Annotated in this window: 11 protein-coding genes and 1 pseudogene; 5 read left to right on the forward strand and 7 right to left on the reverse strand. The window is 66.4% G+C overall.

Annotated features, from left to right (window positions below; genetic code table 11):
* Positions 1-66 precede the first annotated feature (66 nt).
* The 5 genes from CYU89_RS07590 to CYU89_RS07610 form a co-directional block, all read right to left on the reverse strand.
* Positions 67-3,240 carry an efflux RND transporter permease subunit gene (locus CYU89_RS07590; protein WP_296279916.1) on the reverse strand — a complete coding sequence of 1,058 codons (3,174 nt, stop codon included), beginning with the start codon at positions 3,238-3,240 and terminating at the stop codon, positions 67-69.
* 12 nt (positions 3,241-3,252) lie between these two features.
* The gene (locus tag CYU89_RS07595; protein ID WP_296279918.1) at positions 3,253-4,398 is read right to left on the reverse strand and encodes an efflux RND transporter periplasmic adaptor subunit; all 1,146 of its coding nucleotides are present in this window, start codon (positions 4,396-4,398) and stop codon (positions 3,253-3,255) included.
* 305 nt (positions 4,399-4,703) lie between these two features.
* Entirely contained in the window at positions 4,704-7,868 is a 3,165-nt protein-coding gene (locus tag CYU89_RS07600) for an efflux RND transporter permease subunit (RefSeq protein ID WP_296279919.1), read from the reverse strand.
* 15 nt (positions 7,869-7,883) lie between these two features.
* Positions 7,884-9,065: an efflux RND transporter periplasmic adaptor subunit gene (locus CYU89_RS07605; RefSeq protein WP_296279921.1), complete on the reverse strand. Its 1,182-nt coding sequence runs from the start codon at positions 9,063-9,065 to the stop codon at positions 7,884-7,886.
* Positions 9,062-9,775 (reverse strand): TetR/AcrR family transcriptional regulator, encoded by a 714-nt coding sequence (locus CYU89_RS07610; RefSeq protein ID WP_296279923.1) that lies wholly within the window; start codon positions 9,773-9,775, stop codon positions 9,062-9,064. Before CYU89_RS07610 ends, CYU89_RS07605 begins: the two co-directional genes overlap by 4 nt.
* 484 nt (positions 9,776-10,259) lie before the next feature.
* Here CYU89_RS07610 and CYU89_RS07615 point away from each other — a divergent pair.
* The 5 genes and pseudogenes from CYU89_RS07615 to CYU89_RS07635 form a co-directional block, all read left to right on the forward strand.
* Positions 10,260-15,158 (forward strand): annotated as a pseudogene (locus CYU89_RS07615) (NAD-glutamate dehydrogenase domain-containing protein); the annotation flags it as partial.
* A 75-nt stretch (positions 15,159-15,233) separates the two neighbouring features.
* Positions 15,234-15,836, forward strand: a complete 603-nt coding sequence (locus tag CYU89_RS07620) for a hypothetical protein (RefSeq protein ID WP_296279925.1) — start codon at positions 15,234-15,236, stop codon at positions 15,834-15,836.
* A gap of 24 nt (positions 15,837-15,860) precedes the next feature.
* Entirely contained in the window at positions 15,861-16,628 is a 768-nt protein-coding gene (locus tag CYU89_RS07625) for an NAD kinase (RefSeq protein ID WP_296279927.1), read from the forward strand.
* A gap of 119 nt (positions 16,629-16,747) precedes the next feature.
* Positions 16,748-17,236, forward strand: a complete 489-nt coding sequence (locus CYU89_RS07630) for a hypothetical protein (RefSeq protein ID WP_296279929.1) — start codon at positions 16,748-16,750, stop codon at positions 17,234-17,236.
* A 46-nt stretch (positions 17,237-17,282) separates the two neighbouring features.
* Positions 17,283-18,191 carry a 5'-nucleotidase gene (locus CYU89_RS07635; protein WP_296279931.1) on the forward strand — a complete coding sequence of 303 codons (909 nt, stop codon included), beginning with the start codon at positions 17,283-17,285 and terminating at the stop codon, positions 18,189-18,191.
* Between the two features lie 24 nt (positions 18,192-18,215).
* Here the strand turns inward: CYU89_RS07635 and CYU89_RS07640 are convergent, their stop codons facing one another.
* Both CYU89_RS07640 and CYU89_RS07645 read right to left on the reverse strand, forming a co-directional pair.
* Entirely contained in the window at positions 18,216-18,722 is a 507-nt protein-coding gene (locus CYU89_RS07640; RefSeq protein ID WP_296279957.1) for a DUF2939 domain-containing protein, read from the reverse strand.
* Between the two features lie 67 nt (positions 18,723-18,789).
* On the reverse strand, positions 18,790-19,476 hold the full coding sequence (locus CYU89_RS07645; protein ID WP_296279933.1) for a DUF2461 domain-containing protein: 687 nt from the start codon (positions 19,474-19,476) through the stop codon (positions 18,790-18,792).
* Between the last annotated feature and the right edge of the window lie 32 nt (positions 19,477-19,508).

The following is a 19,508-nucleotide window of genomic DNA, read 5'->3' on the forward strand; positions in this document are numbered from 1 at the left end:
GAAATCCTGCCTATAAGAAAGCCCCGGCATGGCCGGGGCTTTCAGTTTCATCGGCCGTGGCCGTGCTCAATGTCCGGGCGCGGCTTCACCCTCCAGAGATGGTGCCGCCTCTTCGGCATCCTTGCGATCGTGCGCATGGTCACGCGCCAGGTACAGGTAGAACGCCGGCAGCACGAACAGGGTAAACAGCGTGCCGATCGTCATGCCCGAGGCGATCACCACGCCCATCGAGAAGCGCGAGGCGGCACCCGGGCCACTGGCGATCAACAGCGGGATCATCGCGAACACCAGCGCGGCGGTGGTCATCAGCACCGGACGCAGGCGGATGGCTGCGGCTTCCTCGATCGCTTCACGCTTGGACAGGCCGCGTTCCATCTGCAGCTTGTTGGCGAACTCCACGATCAGGATGCCGTGCTTGGAGATCACGCCGACCAGTGTCACGAGGCCCACCTGGGTATAGATGTTGATGCTCATGCCGGGGAAGGCTTCGATCTGCATGAAGCCGAGCACGCCGCTCACCAGCGCCAGCACGTTGACGGTCAGCAATGCGCCGCTGATGGCCATCGGTACGGTCAGCAGCATGATCGTCGCATCGCGGAAGCTCTCGAACTGGGCCGCCAGCACCAGGAAGATCACGATCAACGCCAGCGCCAGCGTCACCAGCATCGCCGCGCCCTCCTGCTTGAACTGGCGCGACTCGCCGGCGTAATCCACCGAATAGCCCTGAGGCAGTACTTCCTTGGCGGCCTGGTCGAGAATCGCCAGCGCTTCGCCCTTGCTGACGCCGGGGCGCGGGGCAAAGGTGATCGACACGGCGTTGAGCTGCTGGAAACGCTTCAGGGACTGCGGCTGCGCGCTCTCCTTCAGCGTCACCAGCGTCGACAGCGGTATCAGTTCGCCGTCGCGGGTGCGCGTGTAGTAGTTCTCCAGGTCGCTGGCGTTGAGGCGGTCGCTCCGCTGCACCTGCGGGATCACCAGGTACGAGCGGTTCTGCATGGCGAAGCGGTTGGTGTAGCCACCGGACAGCATGGCTGCCATGTCGGCTGCCAGCGTGCGCATGTCGATGCCGAGCGTCGCCGCCTTCTCGCGGTCGATGTTGACCTCGATGCGCGGCTTGTCGATCTTCAGGTCCTTGTCCAGGAAGATGAAGCGCTTGCTCTCCATCGCCTTCGCCAGGATCTGGTCGGCCAACTCGGCCAGCTGGCTCAGGTCGCCGACGCCACCGATGATGAACTCGCCGCCGCCGCCGTCGCCGCCCGCGCTGGGCAGCGAAGGCGGGACCAGTGCGAAGATGTTCAGGCCGCTGACCTGGCTCATCTTCGGCTGCAGTTCCTGCTGCAGCACCGCGTTGGTGGAGCGCTCGCGCTCGCTCCACGGCTTCAGCACGAAGCCTGCCATCGCCATCGGGCTGGCACCGCCGCCACTGCCGCCGAACCCGCCGTTGAACAGGAAATAGTCCTGCACTTCCGGCACGCCCTTGGCGATGGAGGTGACTTCCTCGGTGTAGCGCTCCACGTAGTCCAGGGTGGAATAGGGGTCGGCGCTGGCGACCGAGAAGATGAAGCCTTCGTCTTCCAGAGGTGCCGGCTCCTTGGGGGCGGTCATGTACAGGAAGACGCACGAGACGAGCACCAGAATGCCGAACACGCCGACCACCGACTTGGTCTCCATGGTGCCGTGCAGGCGCCGCTGATAGCCGGCATTGAGCTTCTCGAAGCGCACGTCCAGCCACTTCTCCAGCTTGCCCTTGCCGCCTTCGCTGTGCGGCTTGAGGATCTTGGCGCACATCATCGGGGTCAGGGTCAGCGCGATCACGCCCGACAGGAGCACCGCGCCGGCCAGCGTGAAAGCGAACTCGGTGAACAGCACGCCGGTCAGGCCGCCCTGGAAGCCGATCGGCAGGTAGACCGCGACCAGGGTCGTGGTCATCGCGACCACCGGCCACGCCAGTTCGCGCGCGCCCTTGATCGCCGCCTCGTAGGGCGACATGCCCTCCTCGATGTGGCGGTGGATGTTCTCGAGCACGATGATCGCGTCGTCCACCACGATGCCGATGGCCAAAACCATCGCCAGCAGCGTGAGCAGGTTGATCGTGAAGCCCATCAGCAGCATCAGGAACAGCGCACCGACCAGCGACAACGGCACTGTCACTGCCGGAATCAGCACGCTGCGCAGCGAGCCGAGGAACAGGAAGATCACCACGATCACGATGATCACCGCTTCCACGATCGTGCTGACCACTTCGTCGATGGCGTCCTGGATCTGCTCGGTACTGTCGTACGGGATGGTCGCCTTGATGCCTTCCGGGAGCTGCGGCACGATCTCGTTGTCCCAGAGCGTGCGCACGTTCTTGATGACATCGAGGGAGTTCGCATCCGGCGACACGAAGATGCCCATGAACGTGGCCGCTTCACCGTTGATGCGGACCGACGTGCCGTAGCTTTCCGAGCCCAGTTGCACGTCGGCCACGTCGCCGAGCCGCACGATCGCGCCGTTCTGTTCGCGAATGATCAGCTGGCGGAATTCCTCGGCGCTGCGCAGGTCGGTGCGCGCGGTCATGTCGATCGCCACCATCTGGCCCTTGGTCGAGCCCACCGCCGCCAACACGTTGTTGGACGACAGCGCGGTGGACACGTCGCTGGCCGTGACCTGCAGGGCGGTCATCCGGTCCGGCTTCAGCCACACGCGCATCGCGAAGGTACCGGCGCCGAGGATGTCGGCCCGCTGCACGCCGGCGACGGTGACCAGTTTGGGCTGGACGACGCGGGTGAGGTAGTCGGTGATCTGGTTGTTGTCCAGCGTCTCGCTGGCGAAGGACACGTACATCGCCGCGATCTGCTGGCCCTGCTGCAGGTCGATCACCGGGTCTTCCGACTCCGGCGGCAGCTGCCCGCGCATCTTGTTGACCTTGGCAGCGATCTGGGTGAGCGCCTCGTTCGGGTCCTGTTCCAGCTTGATGTACGCCTGGATCACGCTGACGCCGGCCGAACTGGTGGAGCTCAGGTACTCGATGCCTTCCGCACTGGCGACCTCACGCTCCAGCGGCGTGGTGATGAAGCCCTGGATGAGGTCGGCGTCCGCGCCGTAGTACGTGGTGCTGATGTTGACCACGGCGTTGCGCAACTCGGGATACTGGCGCACGTTCAATTCGGTGAACGAGCGCAGGCCGAACAACAGGATGAACAGGCTGACGACGATGGCCAGCACCGGTTTGTTGATGAAGATGTCGGTGAATTTCATGCCGGCGCTCCGTCAACGGTTTTCGGGCTTGGGCTGGGCCTCGGTCACCGGCTGCACCTTGTTGTTCACCGTTACCTCGGCGTCGTTGCGCAGCTTCAGCAGGCCGCTGGTCGCCACGCGCTCGCCGGGCTTCAGGCCTTCGGTCACCGCGATCAGGTCGCCGCGGGTGGCGCCGGTCTTGACGAAGCGCTGCCGCACCACCAGCTTCTTGCCGGTCAGCGGCTTGCCCTGCATGTCCTTTTCGCCCTCGGCGCGCGGTACCTCCTGGATCACGTACACCGCGTTGCCATAGGGGTTGAAGCTGATCGCGGTCTGCGGGACCACGATGACCTTGCGCGCGTCGCCGGTATCGAAGCCGACATGGGCGAACGCACCCGGCCGCAGGTTGTATTCGGGGTTGTCCAGCGTCGCCTGCACCTTGAAGTTTCGCGTGGCCGGATCGACCTGCGGCTCCACCGCGGTGACCTCGCCTTCGAACACCTGGCCGGGAAGGGCATCGACCGTGGCGCGGATCTTCGCGCCCGGCAGCACCTGGCCCACGCGTTGTTCGGGCAGGGTGAAGTCGAGATAGATCGGATCCAGCGCCTGCAGGCTCACGATGGCGTCGCCGGGGTTGAGGTACTGGCCCAGGTTGACCTTGCGGATGCCCAGCACCCCGTCGAACGGTGCGCGGATCGTCTTCTGTGCGATCAAGGCGCGCTGCGCCTCGACCTGTGCCAGCGACGTGGCCGCCACGGTGGCGCGTTCTTCGGCTTCGGCCTGGGAGACCAGCTTGTCGCGGGCCAGCGCCTGCCAGCGGTCGCGCTGCACGGCGGCGAGCTTGGAAGATGCTTCCAGCGACTTCAGCACCGCCAGCTCGTTGGCGCTGTTGAGCTGCGCCAGCACGGTGCCGGCCTTGACCGGTTTGCCGACGTCGATCGACAGGCTGCGCACCACGCCGCCGGCCTCGGTGGTGACGTCCGTGCCGTTGATGGCCACGAACGTGCCGACGGCCTGCTGTGCGTCGATCCATTCTTCCTGCTTGGCCGTCCAGTCGGTCACCGCGGCGGCCGGTTGGGGCATGTTGTCGAAGAAGTCGTTCATGCCCTTGCCCATGATGGCCTTCACGACGAACACGCCACCGAAGATCACCGCCACGGCGATCAGCATCAGGATCATGCGGCGGGTGGTGGAGGGTGTTTTCCTTGCGGCTGGGTCTTTCCGTGTCATGGGGATGTCTTCGGCAGGGCGGGGGAGATCGTTCAGGACGACGAACGGGGGGCGGGGTGATCGACAGGATCAATCGGCGGATTATCACGAATTGAGACGGCCGCAAGAAGTGCGGGAGGTCAGGCGGGTGGAAAGGGGCCTCGGTGCCGACCTTGCCTGCCCGGGATTGCGGGCAGGGCTGGGCTGCCGTTGTCCGCAGCCCGGAATACGAAAAGCCCCGGCCTGGCCGGGGCTTTTCGAACGGAGGGCGAGGCTCAGCGCGAGGCCGGTTTGTCCCGCTCCAGCAGGTACTCCTTCGACGGCTCGTCCATCTTGTCGCCCAGCACGCGTCTTACGGCCACGAAGAACACCGGGATCAGCAGCAGGCCCAGGAAGGTGGCGAAGAACATGCCGCCGATGACGCCGGTGCCGATGGCATGGCGGGCATTGGCACCCGCGCCGGTCGAGATGGCCATCGGCAGCACGCCCATGATGAAGGCGAACGAGGTCATCAGGATGGGACGGAAGCGCAGGTGGGACGCCGAGATCACCGCGTCGCGCAACGTCTTGCCCTGCTTGCGCTCCATCACCGCGAACTCGACGATCAGGATGGCGTTTTTCGCCGCCAGGCCGATGATGGTGATCAGCCCGATCTTGAAGAACAGGTCGTTGGAAAGACCCCGCAGCATGGTGAAGGCCAGCGCGCCCAGCGCACCCAGCGGCACCACGAGCAGCACGGCCACCGGGATCGACCAGCTCTCGTACAGCGCGGCAAGGCAGAGGAAGACCACCACGATCGACAGCACCATCAGCAGCGTGGCGCTGTTGCCGGCCAGGATCTCCTGGTACGACATGCCGCTCCAGTCGTAGCCGAAGCCCTGTGGCAGCTGGTCGGTGACGATGTTCTCCATCGTCGTCATCGCCTGGCCCGACGAACTGCCCGGCGCCGCCGAGCCATTGATGTTCACCGCGGAGTAGCCGTTGTAGCGCGACAGCGACGGCGGCACCGAGGCCCACGACGACTGCACCACGTTCGACAACGGGATCATCGCCCGGCCCCCGTTGGCGTCGCTCTGCTGGCTGCTCGGAGAATAGATCCTCGCCAGCGACTCGGCGCCGGTGCGGTACGGCGCGTCGGCGCGCATGTTCACGCGCTTGATGCGGCCTTCATAGAAGAAGTCGTTGACGTACACCGGCGCCAGCATCAGCTGGATGCCGTTGTAGATGTCGCTCAACGACATGCCCATCGCCTGCGCCTGCACCCGATCCACGTGCAGCTGGAGTTGCGGTGCGTTCTCGAGGGTATTCGGTCGCACCGCCATCAGGCTCGAATCCTGCGCGGCCGCCCCCAACAGCTGGTTGCGCGCCGCCATCAGGGCTTCTTCGCCCAGGCCTGCGCGGTCCTGCAGCCACATGTCGAAGCCGCCGAACTGGCCCAGGCCCTGGATCGTCGGCAGGTTCACCACGAAGATCTGCGCGCCCTTGATGCCGTAGAAACGCTGGTTGGCCTGCTGGATGAACTCCGGCACGGTCACGTCGCGCTCGTCCCAGGGCTTGAGGCGGATGAAGGCCATGCCGACGTTCTCGCCACGGCCGAGGAAGCTGAAGCCCGCCACTTCCATCACGCCGTCGAAGCCGTCCATCTGCTGCAGCGTGCCACGGACCTGGTTGAACACCTGCTTGGTCTTCTGCAACGTGTTGCCCGGCGGCAGCTGCACGATGGCCAGCGCATATCCCTGGTCTTCCTCAGGGACGAAGCTGCTGGGCAGTCGAGTGAAGAGGAAGCCCGCCAGCACCGTCAGCAGCGCGAACACGATCATCCAGCGCGGGGCGTGCTTGATCGCGGCGCCGATGTGGCCCACGTAGGTTTTCTCGAGCTTGCCGTAGTACTTCTCGAACGTCCGGAAGATGACGTTCTTCTTCTCGTGGCTGTCGTGCTCGTGCTGCTTCAGGAACGTCGCGCAAAGCGCCGGCGTGAAGCCCAGCGCCAGGAAGGCGGAGAACGCCATCGAGATGGCGATGGTCAGCGCGAACTGCTTGTAGATCTCGCCCGAGGCGCCGCCCTGGAGCGCCGACGGAATGAACACCGCCGCCAGCACCACGGTGATCGCGATGACGGCGCCAGTGATCTGGCCCATCGCCTTGATGGTCGCTTCGCGCGGCGGCAGCTTTTCTTCCGCCATGATGCGCTCGACGTTCTCGATCACCACGATGGCGTCGTCGACCACGATGCCGATCGCCAGCACCAGCGCGAACATGGTCAGCTGGTTGATGGTGAAGCCGATCAGGCTCAGGCCCCAGAACGTGCCCAGCAGGGCGACCGGGATGACGAGGGTCGGGATGATGGTGGCGCGGAAGTTCTGCAGGAACACCAGCATCACCAGGAACACCAAAATCACCGCTTCGATCAGCGTCTTGACCACTTCCTCGATCGAGATCTTGACGAAGGTGGTGGTGTCGTACGGCGAGAACCACGTGACCCCGGGCGGGAAGCTCGGCGCCAGTTCATCCATCTTCGCGCGCACGGCGTCGGCGACGTTGAGCGCATTGGCACCCGGCAGCAACTGGATGGCGAACGCGCCGACCGGCTTGCCGTTGAACTGGGTGTCGAATCCGAAGTTCTGCGCACCGAACTCCACGCGCGCGACATCCTTCAGGCGGACGGTGGAACCATCGTTGTTCGCGCGCAGGATGATCTGCTCGAACTGCTCCGGCGAGGTGAAGCGGCCTTCCGCCGATACCGTGGCCGTGAACGCCTGGCCTTCCGGCGCGGGATCGGAGCCGACCGAGCCGGCGGCGAACTGCACGTTCTGCGCACGCACGGCCGACAGGGCCTCGGTGGCCGACAGGTTGTAGCCCTGCAGCTTGCCCGGGTCCAGCCACAGGTTCATGGCGTACTCGGAGCCGAAGTGCTGCGTGCTGCCGACGCCGGGCACGCGGGCGATCTGGTCGAGCACGCGCGAGGCGACGATGTCGTTCAGGCGATTGCGGTCGATGCTCGCGTTGTCGGACTGCAGGCCCACCACCATCAGGAAGCCGGCGTTCGCCTTCGCCACGACGACGCCCTGTGCGGTGACCTCGCTGGGCAGGCGTGGGGTGGCCAGCGATACCTTGTTCTGTACCTGCACCTGCGCGATGTCGGCGTCGGTACCGGTCTGGAACGTCAGCGTGATCGAGGCCTGGCCGGCGGAGCTGGAACTCGAGCTGAAGTACAGCAGGTTGTCGATGCCCGTCAGTTGCTGCTCGATGACCTGTGTGACGGAGCGTTCGGTGGTCTCCGCGCTGGCACCGGGATAGCTCGCGCTGACCGTGACCTGCGGGGGCGCGATGGAGGGATAGGATTCGACGCCAAGGTTGAGGATCGCGATCACGCCGGCGAGCGAGATCAGGATCGACACGACCCAGGCGAAGATCGGGTGGTTGATGAAGAACTTGGGCATGGGGGAGGGTCCTTCTTACTCGGCCTTGCCTGGCGCGGGCGCGGGCTTGGCCTGGGCGGCCTTGGCGGCGGCCGCCTGTTCGGCGGTCACACCCTTGGCCGGCGCGCCTTCCTTGACCTTCTGAAGGCCCTCGACGATGACCTGGTCGCCGGCCACGAGGCCCTCGGTGACCAGCCAATCGGCACCGATGGCCTGCTGCGCGCTGACGTTCTTGCGCGCCACGTTGCCGTCCTTGCCGATGACCATCGCATAGGCGCTGACGGTATCGCGCTGGATCGCGCCCTGCGGGATCAGGAACGCGCCCTTCTGTTCGCCCAGCGTGGCGCGCAGGGTGACGAAGGTGCCCGGCAGGAGGGCGCGGTCCGCATTCGGCAGGGTGGCGCGCAACGAGACGCTGCCGGTGGCGGGATCGACGACGGTGTCGGAGAAGTCCAGCGTGCCGGTCTGGTCGAGCACCTGCCCGTTGGGCAGCACGATCTGCACCGTGCGCTGGCCTTCACCGGCCAGCTGCACCTTGCCTGCGCCCTGGGCCTGCTGGATGGCCTGCATCTCGCTGGCGCTCATCGAGAAGTTGGCGTACAGCGGATCGATCTGGTCGATCGTGGTCAGCAGCGTGGCATCGCCCTGGCCGACCAGCGCGCCCTCGGTGACCTGCTGTTTGCCGGCGCGGCCGGAGATCGGCGCGGTGACGCTGGCGTAGCCGAGGTTGATGCGGGCGGACTCGACGTTGGCGCGCGCCTGCTGCACGGCGGCGGCGGCGCTGCGTTCCGCGGCCTCGGCGTTGTCGAGGTCCGACTTCGACACGAATTTCTGCGGCGCGAGCTGGCGGGCGCGGTCCGCCGACACCCTGGCATTGGCGTAGGACGCCTGTGCCGAGGCCAGGTTCGCCTGCGCGGCGCTCAGCGAGGCCTGCAACGGCGCGGGGTCGATCAGGAAGAGCACCTGGCCTTCCTTCACGTCGCTGCCTTCCTGGTACACGCGCTTCTGCACGACGCCGGCCACGCGCGCACGCACGTCGGAGCTGCGGAAGGGCGACAGGCGGCCGACGAGGTCGCGCTGCAGCGGCACATCCTGCGGCGTGGCGCTAAGCACCACCACTTCGGGGGGCGGCATCTGCTGCGGTTCGGGCTTGCTGCAGGCGGCGAGGATCGCCAGCAGCGCGCTGGCGAGGACGAGGGAACGGACGGGGGACGTCATGGGGAAGCTCCGTTTCTTTTTCTTGCAGACGTGGGAAGGGAATGCGATGAGCGGATGCGCCGCCCGGGGGGCGCATCGGAAGGGACCGGGTCGGGGGTGTCGGATGAAGCCTGGAAGGCGCGCAGAAAGGCATCTACCGCGAACTCGGCCCAGCGTCGGCGCGCGCGATCGCCCGCGCGATGCCGCACGCCGAACCGCTGCCGTTCGAAGTCCATTCCCACGATCATGCTGAGCAGCAACTCCGCGGCGTAATGCGGATCGTCATGCCTCAACCTGCCTTGGTCCATGGCGTGCTGCAGCCAGGTGGCGAGGCGCTGGACCAGAGTATCGCAGGCCTGCCGGTAGAGATCGCGCGCTTCGTCGGGAAACTGGTGCGCTTCCGCCGCCAGCAGGCGACTGGTGGAGACGATGGCCGGATCGCAGAGATGCCGCAGGTGTTCCGTGGCGAAGTCGACCAGCGCGACGCGGGGATCCTCCACCACTGGCGACAGGCGCGCGGTCGCGACGTCCTGGTGCTCCGCGATCACGCTGCGCAGCAGCTCCTGCTTGCTGCCGAAATGCGCATACAGCGTCTGCTTGGAACAGCCGGCACGGGCGGCGACCGCGTCCATGCTGACGCGGAAGCCCTGTTCCGACATCAGTTCCCGCACGGCGCTATGGACGCGGGCACGACGTTGATCGGGCGCGGAAAGGTCGGGGGAGGGGCTCATACGGATTGGACTATACCGTCCAGTTCAGAATTTTGACAGGCTTGAAAACACGGCATTTCCGTGCACAAAGCGAAGGGTGTACTTCGTGAGGGATGCGTGACGGCGAGGCGCGTGCTTCCGTGCGCTGCCGAATGTTGGTCGCGTTCTCGGCAATCCGCCGAGGCGCTTGCCGACAAACGCCCGTTCCGCTCTCGCTAGACAATCCGGCATGCGATTGCAACCCGCGCCAATGACGCCTCGCAGCAAGTTTTGTCACGGCGTCGGGAGATACAATGACCATTCGACTACCACTTGTTGAGCCATTCTCTGCATGAACGCTGCGCGCAGCCCGAAAAAAGCCGCCAAACCGTCGTCCAAACCGGAAGCCAAGAAGGCCACCCACGCGGTGAGCCCGAAGGCCACGCCCACCAGGAAGGTGGCCGCCCGACCGGAGAAGGCGGCGAAGGCCGCGGAAAAGACCGGCAAGGCGATGGCGAAGGCAGGCGAGGCGTTCTCGCTGGCGCCGATCCTCGACGCGATCCGCAAGCGCGTCTCCGGTGCCGCTGCGCAGGCCGAGGCCCGCACGTTCGCCGAAGCGTTCTACAAGCGCATGGAGGAAGACGAGTACCCGCACCACGGTGCGGACGGTTGGGCCGCGATCGCCGCCGATACCCTGGCGTTCGCGCGCACCCGCAAGCCAGGCACCGCCAACGTGCGCATCTTCAATGCCACGCAGAAGACGCACGGCTGGGAGTCGCCGCATACCGTGCTGCAGATCGTCAACGACGACATGCCGTTCCTGGTCGATTCGGTCAGCATGGCGCTGGCCGAGATGGGCGTGGGCGTGCACGTGCTCGGCCACCCGCTGGTGCGGCTGGCGCGCGACAAGGCCGGCAAGGTCACCGCCGTGGGCGAGGGCAAGCATGAGTCGCTGATGCTGCTGGAGATCGACCGCCTGCCGCCGGAGGAAATGGCCCAGGTGGAGAAGCGCATCCGCAGCGTGCTGGAGGAAGTGCGCGCCATCGTGCGCGACTGGTCCAGCATGCGCGAGAAGATGTTGGCCCTGGCCGACGACATGGCCACCCGCCGCATGCCGGTGGACGACGATGGCCGCCGCGAGGCGCAGGAGTTCCTGCGCTGGGCTGCCGCCGACCACTTCACGTTCTTCGGTTACCGCGAGTACCGCGTCGAGAAGCGCACCGGCATCCTCGCCGCCGTCGAGGACAGCGGGCTGGGCCTGCTGCGCGAGGGCGACACCACGCCGCCGCGCAACATCAAGACGCTCGCCGCGCACTACCTGCCGCAGGGCGGCTCGGTGGACGCGCTGATCCTCACCAAGACCAACCGCCGCTCCACCGTGCACCGCCCGGGCAACATGGATTACATCGGGGTGCTGGAGTTCGACGCGCAGGGCAATCCGATCGCCGAGCAGCGGTTCATCGGCCTGTACACGTCCAGCGCCTACAACCGCCGCCCATGGGAAATCCCGCTGGTGCGCGAACGACACGAATACGTCATGCAGAAGTCCGGCCTGTCGCCCAGCGGCCACAGCGGCAAGGCATTGCGCCATATCCTGGAAACGCTGCCGCGCGAGGAGCTGTTCCAGTCCAGCGACGAGGAACTGTTCCGTACCTCGATGGGCATCCTGGGCCTGCAGGAGCGCGTGCGCAGCAAGCTGTTCCTGCGCCGCGACCGCTATGGCCGCTTCTATTCGGCCTTGGTCTACATCCCGCGCGAGCGCTTCAATACCGACGTGCGCCTGCGCATCGAATCGCTGCTCAAGGACGCCATGCGTGGCGAGTACGTGGACAGCAGCGTGCTGCTCGGCGAGTCGCCGCTGGCGCAGCTGCACATCACCATCCGACCCAAGGCCGGCGAGCAGGTCGAGGTGGACACGTCCGCGCTGGAAGCGGATATCGCCCACCTGCTGCGCAACTGGCAGGACGACCTGCGCGAAACCCTGATCAGCCGCCATGGCGAATCCAAGGGTCTGCTGCTCGCAGGCGGCTACGGCCGTGCGCTGCCCGCGGGCTACATCGAAGTCGTGTCGCCGGAAGGCGCGGCGCGCGACGTCGAACATCTCGCTTCGCTGTCGGGCGCCGACGACCTGCGCCTGAGCCTGCACGAATCGCGCCGCAAGCGTCCCGGGCAGGGCCGCCTGCGCCTGAACCTGTACAGGCAGGAATCCGACATTCCGTTGTCCGACGCGCTGCCGCTGATGGAGAACATGGGCCTGCGCGTGATCTCGGAGCATCCGTTCCGGCTGGAGACCGCGCAGGGTGCGCGTTACATCCAGGAGTTCGAGGTCGAGCCGGTCGGTGGCGAGTTCGACATCGACCGCCTCGCGCCTGCGTTCGAGGAAGCCTTCGCCCGCGTGTGGCATGGCGATGCCGAGAACGACGGCTTCAACAAGCTGGTGCTGGGCGCCGGCCTGGCGTGGCGCCAGGTCGCGCTGCTTCGCGGCTACTGCAAGTACCTGCTGCAGACCGGCGTGCCGTTCTCGCAGAGTTACGTGGAAGAAACGCTCAACCGGTATCCCCTGCTGGCCCGCCTGCTGGTGGAGCTGTTCGAAGCGCGCTTCGATCCGTCGACCGGCAGCGAGAGCAAGGCGCAGGTCAAGGAAGGGCAGGAGCGGTTCGCTGCACAGCTGAAGGCGCTGGCCGGCGACGACGAGGCCGCGGCCAGGACGCTGGCGGCGCTGGTCGAGGCGCGTGGCGGCAAGCGCGAACAGCAGATCGAAGTCGCGCACCAGTCGCTGCTGAAGCTGATGGACCGTGTCTCCAGCCTGGACGACGACCGCATCCTGCGCGGCTTCATGGGGGCGATCGAAGCCACGTTGCGCACCAGCTTCTACCAGGTGGACAAGGACGGGAAGCCGGCGCACACCATCAGTTTCAAGTTCGATTCGGCGAAGGTGCCCGATCTGCCGAAGCCGCGCCCGTACCGTGAGATCTTCGTGTACAGCCCGCGCGTGGAAGGCGTGCACCTGCGCTTCGGTCCGGTGGCGCGCGGCGGCCTGCGCTGGTCCGACCGTCGCGAGGATTTCCGCACCGAAGTGCTCGGCCTGGTGAAGGCACAGATGGTGAAGAACACCGTCATCGTGCCGGTCGGCGCGAAGGGCGGGTTCTTCGTGAAGCGTTCGCCGGTGGGCGGGGACCGTGATGCGGTGCTGGCCGAGGGCATCGCCTGCTACAAGCTGTTCATCCAGGGACTGCTGGACATCACCGACAACATCGTCGGCAACAGGATCGTCCCGCCGGTCAACGTGGTGCGCCATGACCAGGACGACCCGTACCTGGTCGTCGCGGCGGACAAGGGCACCGCGACTTTCTCGGACATCGCCAACGGCCTGGCCATCGCGCACGGCTTCTGGATGGGCGACGCGTTCGCCTCAGGTGGTTCGGTCGGCTACGACCACAAGGGCATGGGCATCACCGCGCGCGGCGCATGGGAGTCGGTCAAGCGCCATTTCCGCGCGATGAACCGCGACAGCCAGACCGAAGACTTCACCTGCGTGGGCATCGGCGACATGTCGGGCGACGTGTTCGGCAACGGCATGCTGCTGTCCGAGCACATCCGCCTGCTGGCGGCGTTCGACCACCGCCACATCTTCCTGGACCCGAATCCGGATGCGGCGAAGTCGTTCAAGGAGCGCGAACGCATGTTCAAGGTGCCGCGTTCCAGCTGGGCGGACTACGATGCCAGGCTGATCTCCAAGGGCGGTGGCATCCATCCGCGCAGTGCCAAGTCCATCGAGATCACCCCGGAAGTGCGCGCCGCGCTCGGCATTGCCGACGGCGTGAAGTCGATGACCCCGAACGAACTGATGAGCGCGATCCTGAAATCGCCGGTCGACCTGCTGTGGAACGGCGGTATCGGTACCTACGTCAAGGCGGCGAGCGAAACCCATGCCGACGTCGGTGACCGCGCCAACAACGGCCTGCGCGTCGACGGTCGCGACCTGCGCTGCAAGGTGGTGGGCGAGGGCGGCAACCTGGGCCTGACCCAGCTCGGCCGCATCGAGGCGGCGCAGCACGGCGTGCTGTTGAATACCGACTTCATCGACAACTCTGCCGGCGTGGATACCTCCGACCACGAGGTGAACATCAAGATCCTGCTCAACGGCGTGGTGCAGGCGAAGAAGCTGTCGATGGACGCCCGCAACAAGCTGCTGGCCGACATGACGGATGAGGTGGCCGACCTGGTGCTGTGGGACAACTACCGCCAGAACCAGGCCATCAGCCTGATGGAGCGCATGAGCGTCTCGCGCCTGGGCTCCAAGCAGCACTTCATCCAGACGCTGGAGTCGCAGGGCCTGCTGGACCGCCAGATCGAGTTCCTGCCGTCCGATGCCGAGCTTGCCGAGCGCAAGGCGCGTGGGCAGGGCCTGACCCGTCCCGAACTGTCGGTGCTGCTGTCGTACTCCAAGCTGGTGGCGTTCCAGCAGTTGCTGGAATCCGACATCCCCGAGGATCCGTACCTCTCCAAGGAGCTGCAGCGGTACTTCCCGCAGCCGCTGCAGAAGAAGTACGCCTCGGAGATGGAGAAGCACCGCCTGAAGCGCGAGATCATCGCCACGGCGGTCACCAATACCACCATCAACCGCATGGGCGCGACCTTCCTGCTGCGCATGCAGGAGGACACCGGCCGGTCGCCGGCGGAGGTCGCCAAGGCGTTCACCATCACCCGCGAGACGCTGGATGCGCGGGCGCTGTGGAACCAGATCGATGCGCTGGACGGCAAGGTGCCGGAGTCGGTGCAGATCGATGCGCTGCAGGTCATCTGGCAGGTGCAGCGCAATTTCACCCGCTGGCTGCTGACCCGGCAGGGTCCGATCCCGGCGATCTCCACCGCGGTCGAGCGCTACCACGACGGTTTCAACGAAATCCGCGCGGCGGATGGCGTGCTGCCGGATTCGCTGCGTCCGGCGTACAACGCCAGCCTGCAGGCGTGGAAGGACAAGGGCCTGCCGGCGGCACTGGCCGGCCAGATCGCGGCGTTGCCGTACCTGGAGCCCTCGTGCGACATCATCGAACTGGCACGTGCTCGCAAGTTGAAGCCGGTCGAGGTGTCGAAGGTCCACTACCGCCTGGGTGAAGCGCTGCACCTGCCGTGGCTGCAGGACCAGATCGAGGCCCTGAAGGTCGATGGCCGCTGGCACGCGGTCGCCCGTGGCGTGCTGCGTGATGAGCTCGCCGCCCATCAGCGCACCCTGACCAACCAGGTGCTCTCGCTGCCGGGCGGCAATGCCGACGCCAAGGTCAAGGCCTGGCTGGGTCGCGACGATGCCGCCCTGCGCTTCACGCTCAGCATGCTGAATGAGCTGGCGGCGCAGAAGACGCTGGACTATCCCACTGCATCGGTGGCGGTACAGCGACTGGGGCAGTTGGCGTCGCAGGCATGATGCCGGCACTGAAGGCTGGCTAGAATCGAGGCGGCCCTCCGGGGCCGCCTTTTTTCTTTCCAGGGAGAGCAGGGCATGCGCAGGATGGCAGCGTGGGCGTTGTTGGCATGGGCACTGACGGTGGACGCGACGGAGCCGCGCCGGCAGATCGGGCAGGTCGATGGCCAGCCGGTCTATGCCGACCAGATCGTGGGCGAGGGACGGGTGCGCGCCGACAGTGCGCGCGAGGTATTCATGGTCCCGGTCCTGCGCCAATGGATGAGACGGCACGCGGACGCGGTGCGTCCGACAGCGGCCGAGAAGCAGCGTGCCGAGGCGGCGATCACCGCCTATGCCGCGTGCAGCGATAACGGTTATGCGCTGCCGGAGGAGCCTGCGCAGAAGGAGGCGGTGCTGACGATGCTGATCGGCAACGTGAAGCTGCAGAAGCGACTCCATGACACGTATGGCGGCGGCCGCCTGCTGTTCCAGCAGGCAGGCGTGGAAGCCTTCGACGCAACGCGCAGGATGCTGGAATCGCGCGAAGCCGAAGGCGGCTTCGCCATCACCGATCCCGATGTCAGGGCGTTGGCATACGACTACTGGACCCGCGACCACGGCGCCTTCATCATCAGCGATCCCGGCAAGATCGCCGAGGCCCTCGACGTGACATCATTGATTGCGCGTTGCCCCGACTGATCCCGCGCCGACCCGGAGCCACGGATGTCCGATCCGCACATCGCCTTCCTCGCCAGTCCGACGCCCGAGGCGCAGCAAGCGCTGGCGGTCCTGCAGCGCGAGCATGGTAGCCATGCGCCGGACCAGGCCGACGTGCTGTGCGCCCTCGGCGGCGACGGCTTCATGCTGCAGACGCTGCACCGCCACGGTGCCCTGGGAAAGCCGGTATTCGGCATGAAGCTGGGCACGGTGGGCTTCCTGATGAACCACCATCGGCCCGATGGCCTGATGGAGCGCATCGCCGCGGCGGAACCCGCCAAGCTGCGCCCGCTCGAGATGCAGGCCCTCACGGAATCCGGGGCGTCCACGGCCTCGCTCGCCTACAACGAGGTATCCCTGTTGAGGCAGACCCGGCAGGCCGCGCACATCCAGATCGACCTCAATGGCGAGACACGCCTGGACGAACTGATCTGCGATGGCGTGCTCACCGCCACGCCCGCCGGTTCCACCGCGTACAACTTCTCGGCGCACGGCCCCATCCTGCCCCTGGGTTCGCACACCATCGCACTGACCCCGATCGCGCCCTTCCGCCCGCGCCGCTGGCGCGGCGCCATCCTCAAGGCCGATACCGAAGTGCGTTTCCGCGTACTCGATCCGTACAAGCGCCCGGTCAGCGCGACCGCCGATTCGCACGAAATCCGCGACGTGGTGGAAGTAACCATCCGCGAGTCGCGCGACCGGACGGTCACGCTGCTGTTCGATCGCGAGCACAACCTGGAAGAACGCATCCTCAGCGAACAGTTCATGACCTGAGTCGCAATGTCCCCGCGGACATCGCGGTTTCGCCGCATTGCGGCTTGCCGGGTCATGTCACGCATGTTATCCAGCGCCCCGTAGCGGTCCGGTTCGCATCCACCCGGGGAGGGGTCACGATGCAGATGAGGTACGCGGTCTGGGTATTGCTATTGCTTGCCATCGGGGAAGGAAACGCCTGCAATCTGTCCACCGGGACGACCGTGTTCGCCACGCACGGCGTCGCGGCGGCAGCCGATGAAGCGGGTCTGAAAGCGCCGGTCCTTGATCTGGTCAGCCTCACGCGCGGCGTCGATGGGCGGGCATCCTGCGACGCCAGCGGCCTGCTGACGCTGAGTGTCGAGTGGCCGCGCGGGACGGACTACAAGCTGCGTGACCTGGGGTTCGAGTTCCGCGTAGTGGGGGAAGACGCCCTTGCGATCTTTCCCCGCGAGCCGGTCGCTGGACGGCTGGAAGGCAGGCGCAGCGAGTTCGTGTTCCTGTGGAAGGACGGACCGCCCGTGCAGCAATCGCGCATCGACCTGATCGTCGAGGTACGTGCGGTCACCGCGGACAACCGACGCGGCCCGCCGGCGCAACTGCGCATCGCGTCGGCTCCCGGGGGATGATCGGGCGGTCTCGCTTCGCGCGCCGTCGATCGCCGATACTGTGCGCATGCCCGACAACACCCCCCGCCTGCTGACCGTCGCCGTCACGTCGCGCGCTTTGTTCGATCTGGAAGAAAGCCACGCCCTCTACGAACGCGAGGGGGTGAAGGCGTACAGCGATTACCAGCGGCACCATGAGGACGACGTGCTGGCCCCCGGCATCGCGTATCCGGTGGTGCGCAAGCTGCTGGCCCTGAACGCCGGTGCGCCGCCCGACGCGCCACGCGTGGAGGTGATCCTGTTGTCGCGCAATTCCGCGGATACCGGCCTGCGGATCTTCAATTCAATCCAGCACTACGGGCTGGGCATCGTGCGTGCCACGTTCACCGCGGGGGAACCCACCTGGCCGTACGTCAAGCCGTTCGGCACCGACCTGTTCCTGTCGGCGAATCCGGAATCGGTGCGGCGCTCGCTCGAACATGGCATCGCCGCGGCCACCATCCTGCCGGCCGGCGCGCCGCAGCAACGCCATGAGCACCAGCTGCGCATTGCCTTCGATGGCGACGCGGTGATCTTCGGCGACGAGAGCGAACGCATTTCACGCGAGCAGGGCGTGGAGGCCTTCGGCAGGCACGAACAGGCGCGCGCGCGCGAACCGTTGTCCGGTGGACCCTTCCGCAACTTCCTGGCGGCCCTGCACCAGTTGCAGCAGGTGTTCCCCGCCGACGAACGCTCGCCGATCCGTACCGCGCTGGTCACCGCGCGTTCGGCCCCCGCCCACGAGCGGGTGATCCGGACATTGAGGGAGTGGGGCGTGCGCCTGGACGAAGCACTGTTCCTCGGCGGACGCCACAAGGGGCCGTTCCTGGAAGCTTTCGGTGCCGACATCTTCTTCGATGATTCGCAGCACAACATCGACAGCGCGCGCCTTCACGTGGCGGCCGGTCATGTACCCCACGGTGTCGCCAATCCGTAGCGCTGGCCCATCCCGCCAAGCATGTCAAAGCGGCAGCCGGATATCCGTCAGCCGCCAGCGCAGGCCTTGTCGGGTGAGCACGAACACCACCGGGTCGCCGTCATCGTCGTGCACGGTCGCGGTGAAACGCGACAGCGATTCGTAGTGATGCTCGGCGGCCTTCAGCGGTTCCGCCGGTACCGGCGGCGCATAGGTATCGCCACCGATCGTCTCGCCGATCGCGCGTTTCCACGTCGAGCGGCCCTGCAGGATGGCGGCGACCCCCAGGGGCGTGACCAGCGTGTCCACGCCGCGTCCGAGCACCTGATTGGCGAGGGACAATGCGGCCGCGCCGAACAGGTTGGAGGCGACGTCGGGGCCGGCCTTGCGTGCGAGATAGTCCTCCACCTGCGCGCGCAGGTTGACCCGCAGCGCGGGGAAATCCACGTGCTTCTGCAATCGGGCCGTGTCCTGTTCCGCGATTGCGGTGCGGATGCCGTGCAGGGCGAGGTAAGGTCCAGCGATCACATAGATGGCCACCCCCAGCAGCATGGCCAGCAATGTGCCGCCCAGGAGCCACGTCTTCGTCTGAGAGCGCGTCATCGGCGAATCCTCCCGGTCAGAATTCGAGATCCAGCGCCGCACACAGGTAGTCGACGAACGGCCCCAGCGTCTTGAGATCGCCGGCCAGCGTCTGCCTCAGGCGCGGGCCCGTCAGGGTGGTGTCGTCCAGCGAGCGCCAGAACACGAAGTTGCGGTGCTTGAGGTCCTCGATGAACTCGAAATCCGTCGGGAAGCCGCGCGGCGCGCGGACCAGCTTTTCGCTTTCCTCGAAGTCGAAGCGGCGCCGGAACGCCGGATCGTGCGCGGCCTTCTTCCAACTGCCCGGATTGTCGAGGATGAACTGGCGGACGCGGCGCTGCGTGTCCGGTTCCGGGTGCCAGAGACCGGCGCCGACGAAGCACTCGCCCGGCTGCAGGTGTAGATAGAAGGACGGCGCGGGCACCTGCTTGTGGCGCTCGTGGTACAGGCGGGCGCCCTGCCACGACTTGTATGGCGACTTGTCGTTGGAGAAACGGGCATCGCGATAGATGCGGAACAGCGAGCCGCCGACCGTCTTCGGATCCGAGCGGAAATGCAGGCTGACCGCCGCCAGGTCGGGCTGCAGGTCGGTCAGCAGGCGGAGGAACGGCTGGCGGACATGGGCTTCGTACTGCGCCTTGTGGTCGGCGAACCAGGTCTTGTCGTTGTGGCGCGCCAGCCCGCGCAGGAACTTGAAACTGGCATCGGAGAAGTAGGTGGCCATGGACGCCATTCTAGACAAGCCGGTGTCATGGG

The sequence above is a fragment of the Pseudoxanthomonas sp. genome (assembly GCF_002863005.1).
GTDB lineage: Bacteria > Pseudomonadota > Gammaproteobacteria > Xanthomonadales > Xanthomonadaceae > Pseudoxanthomonas_A.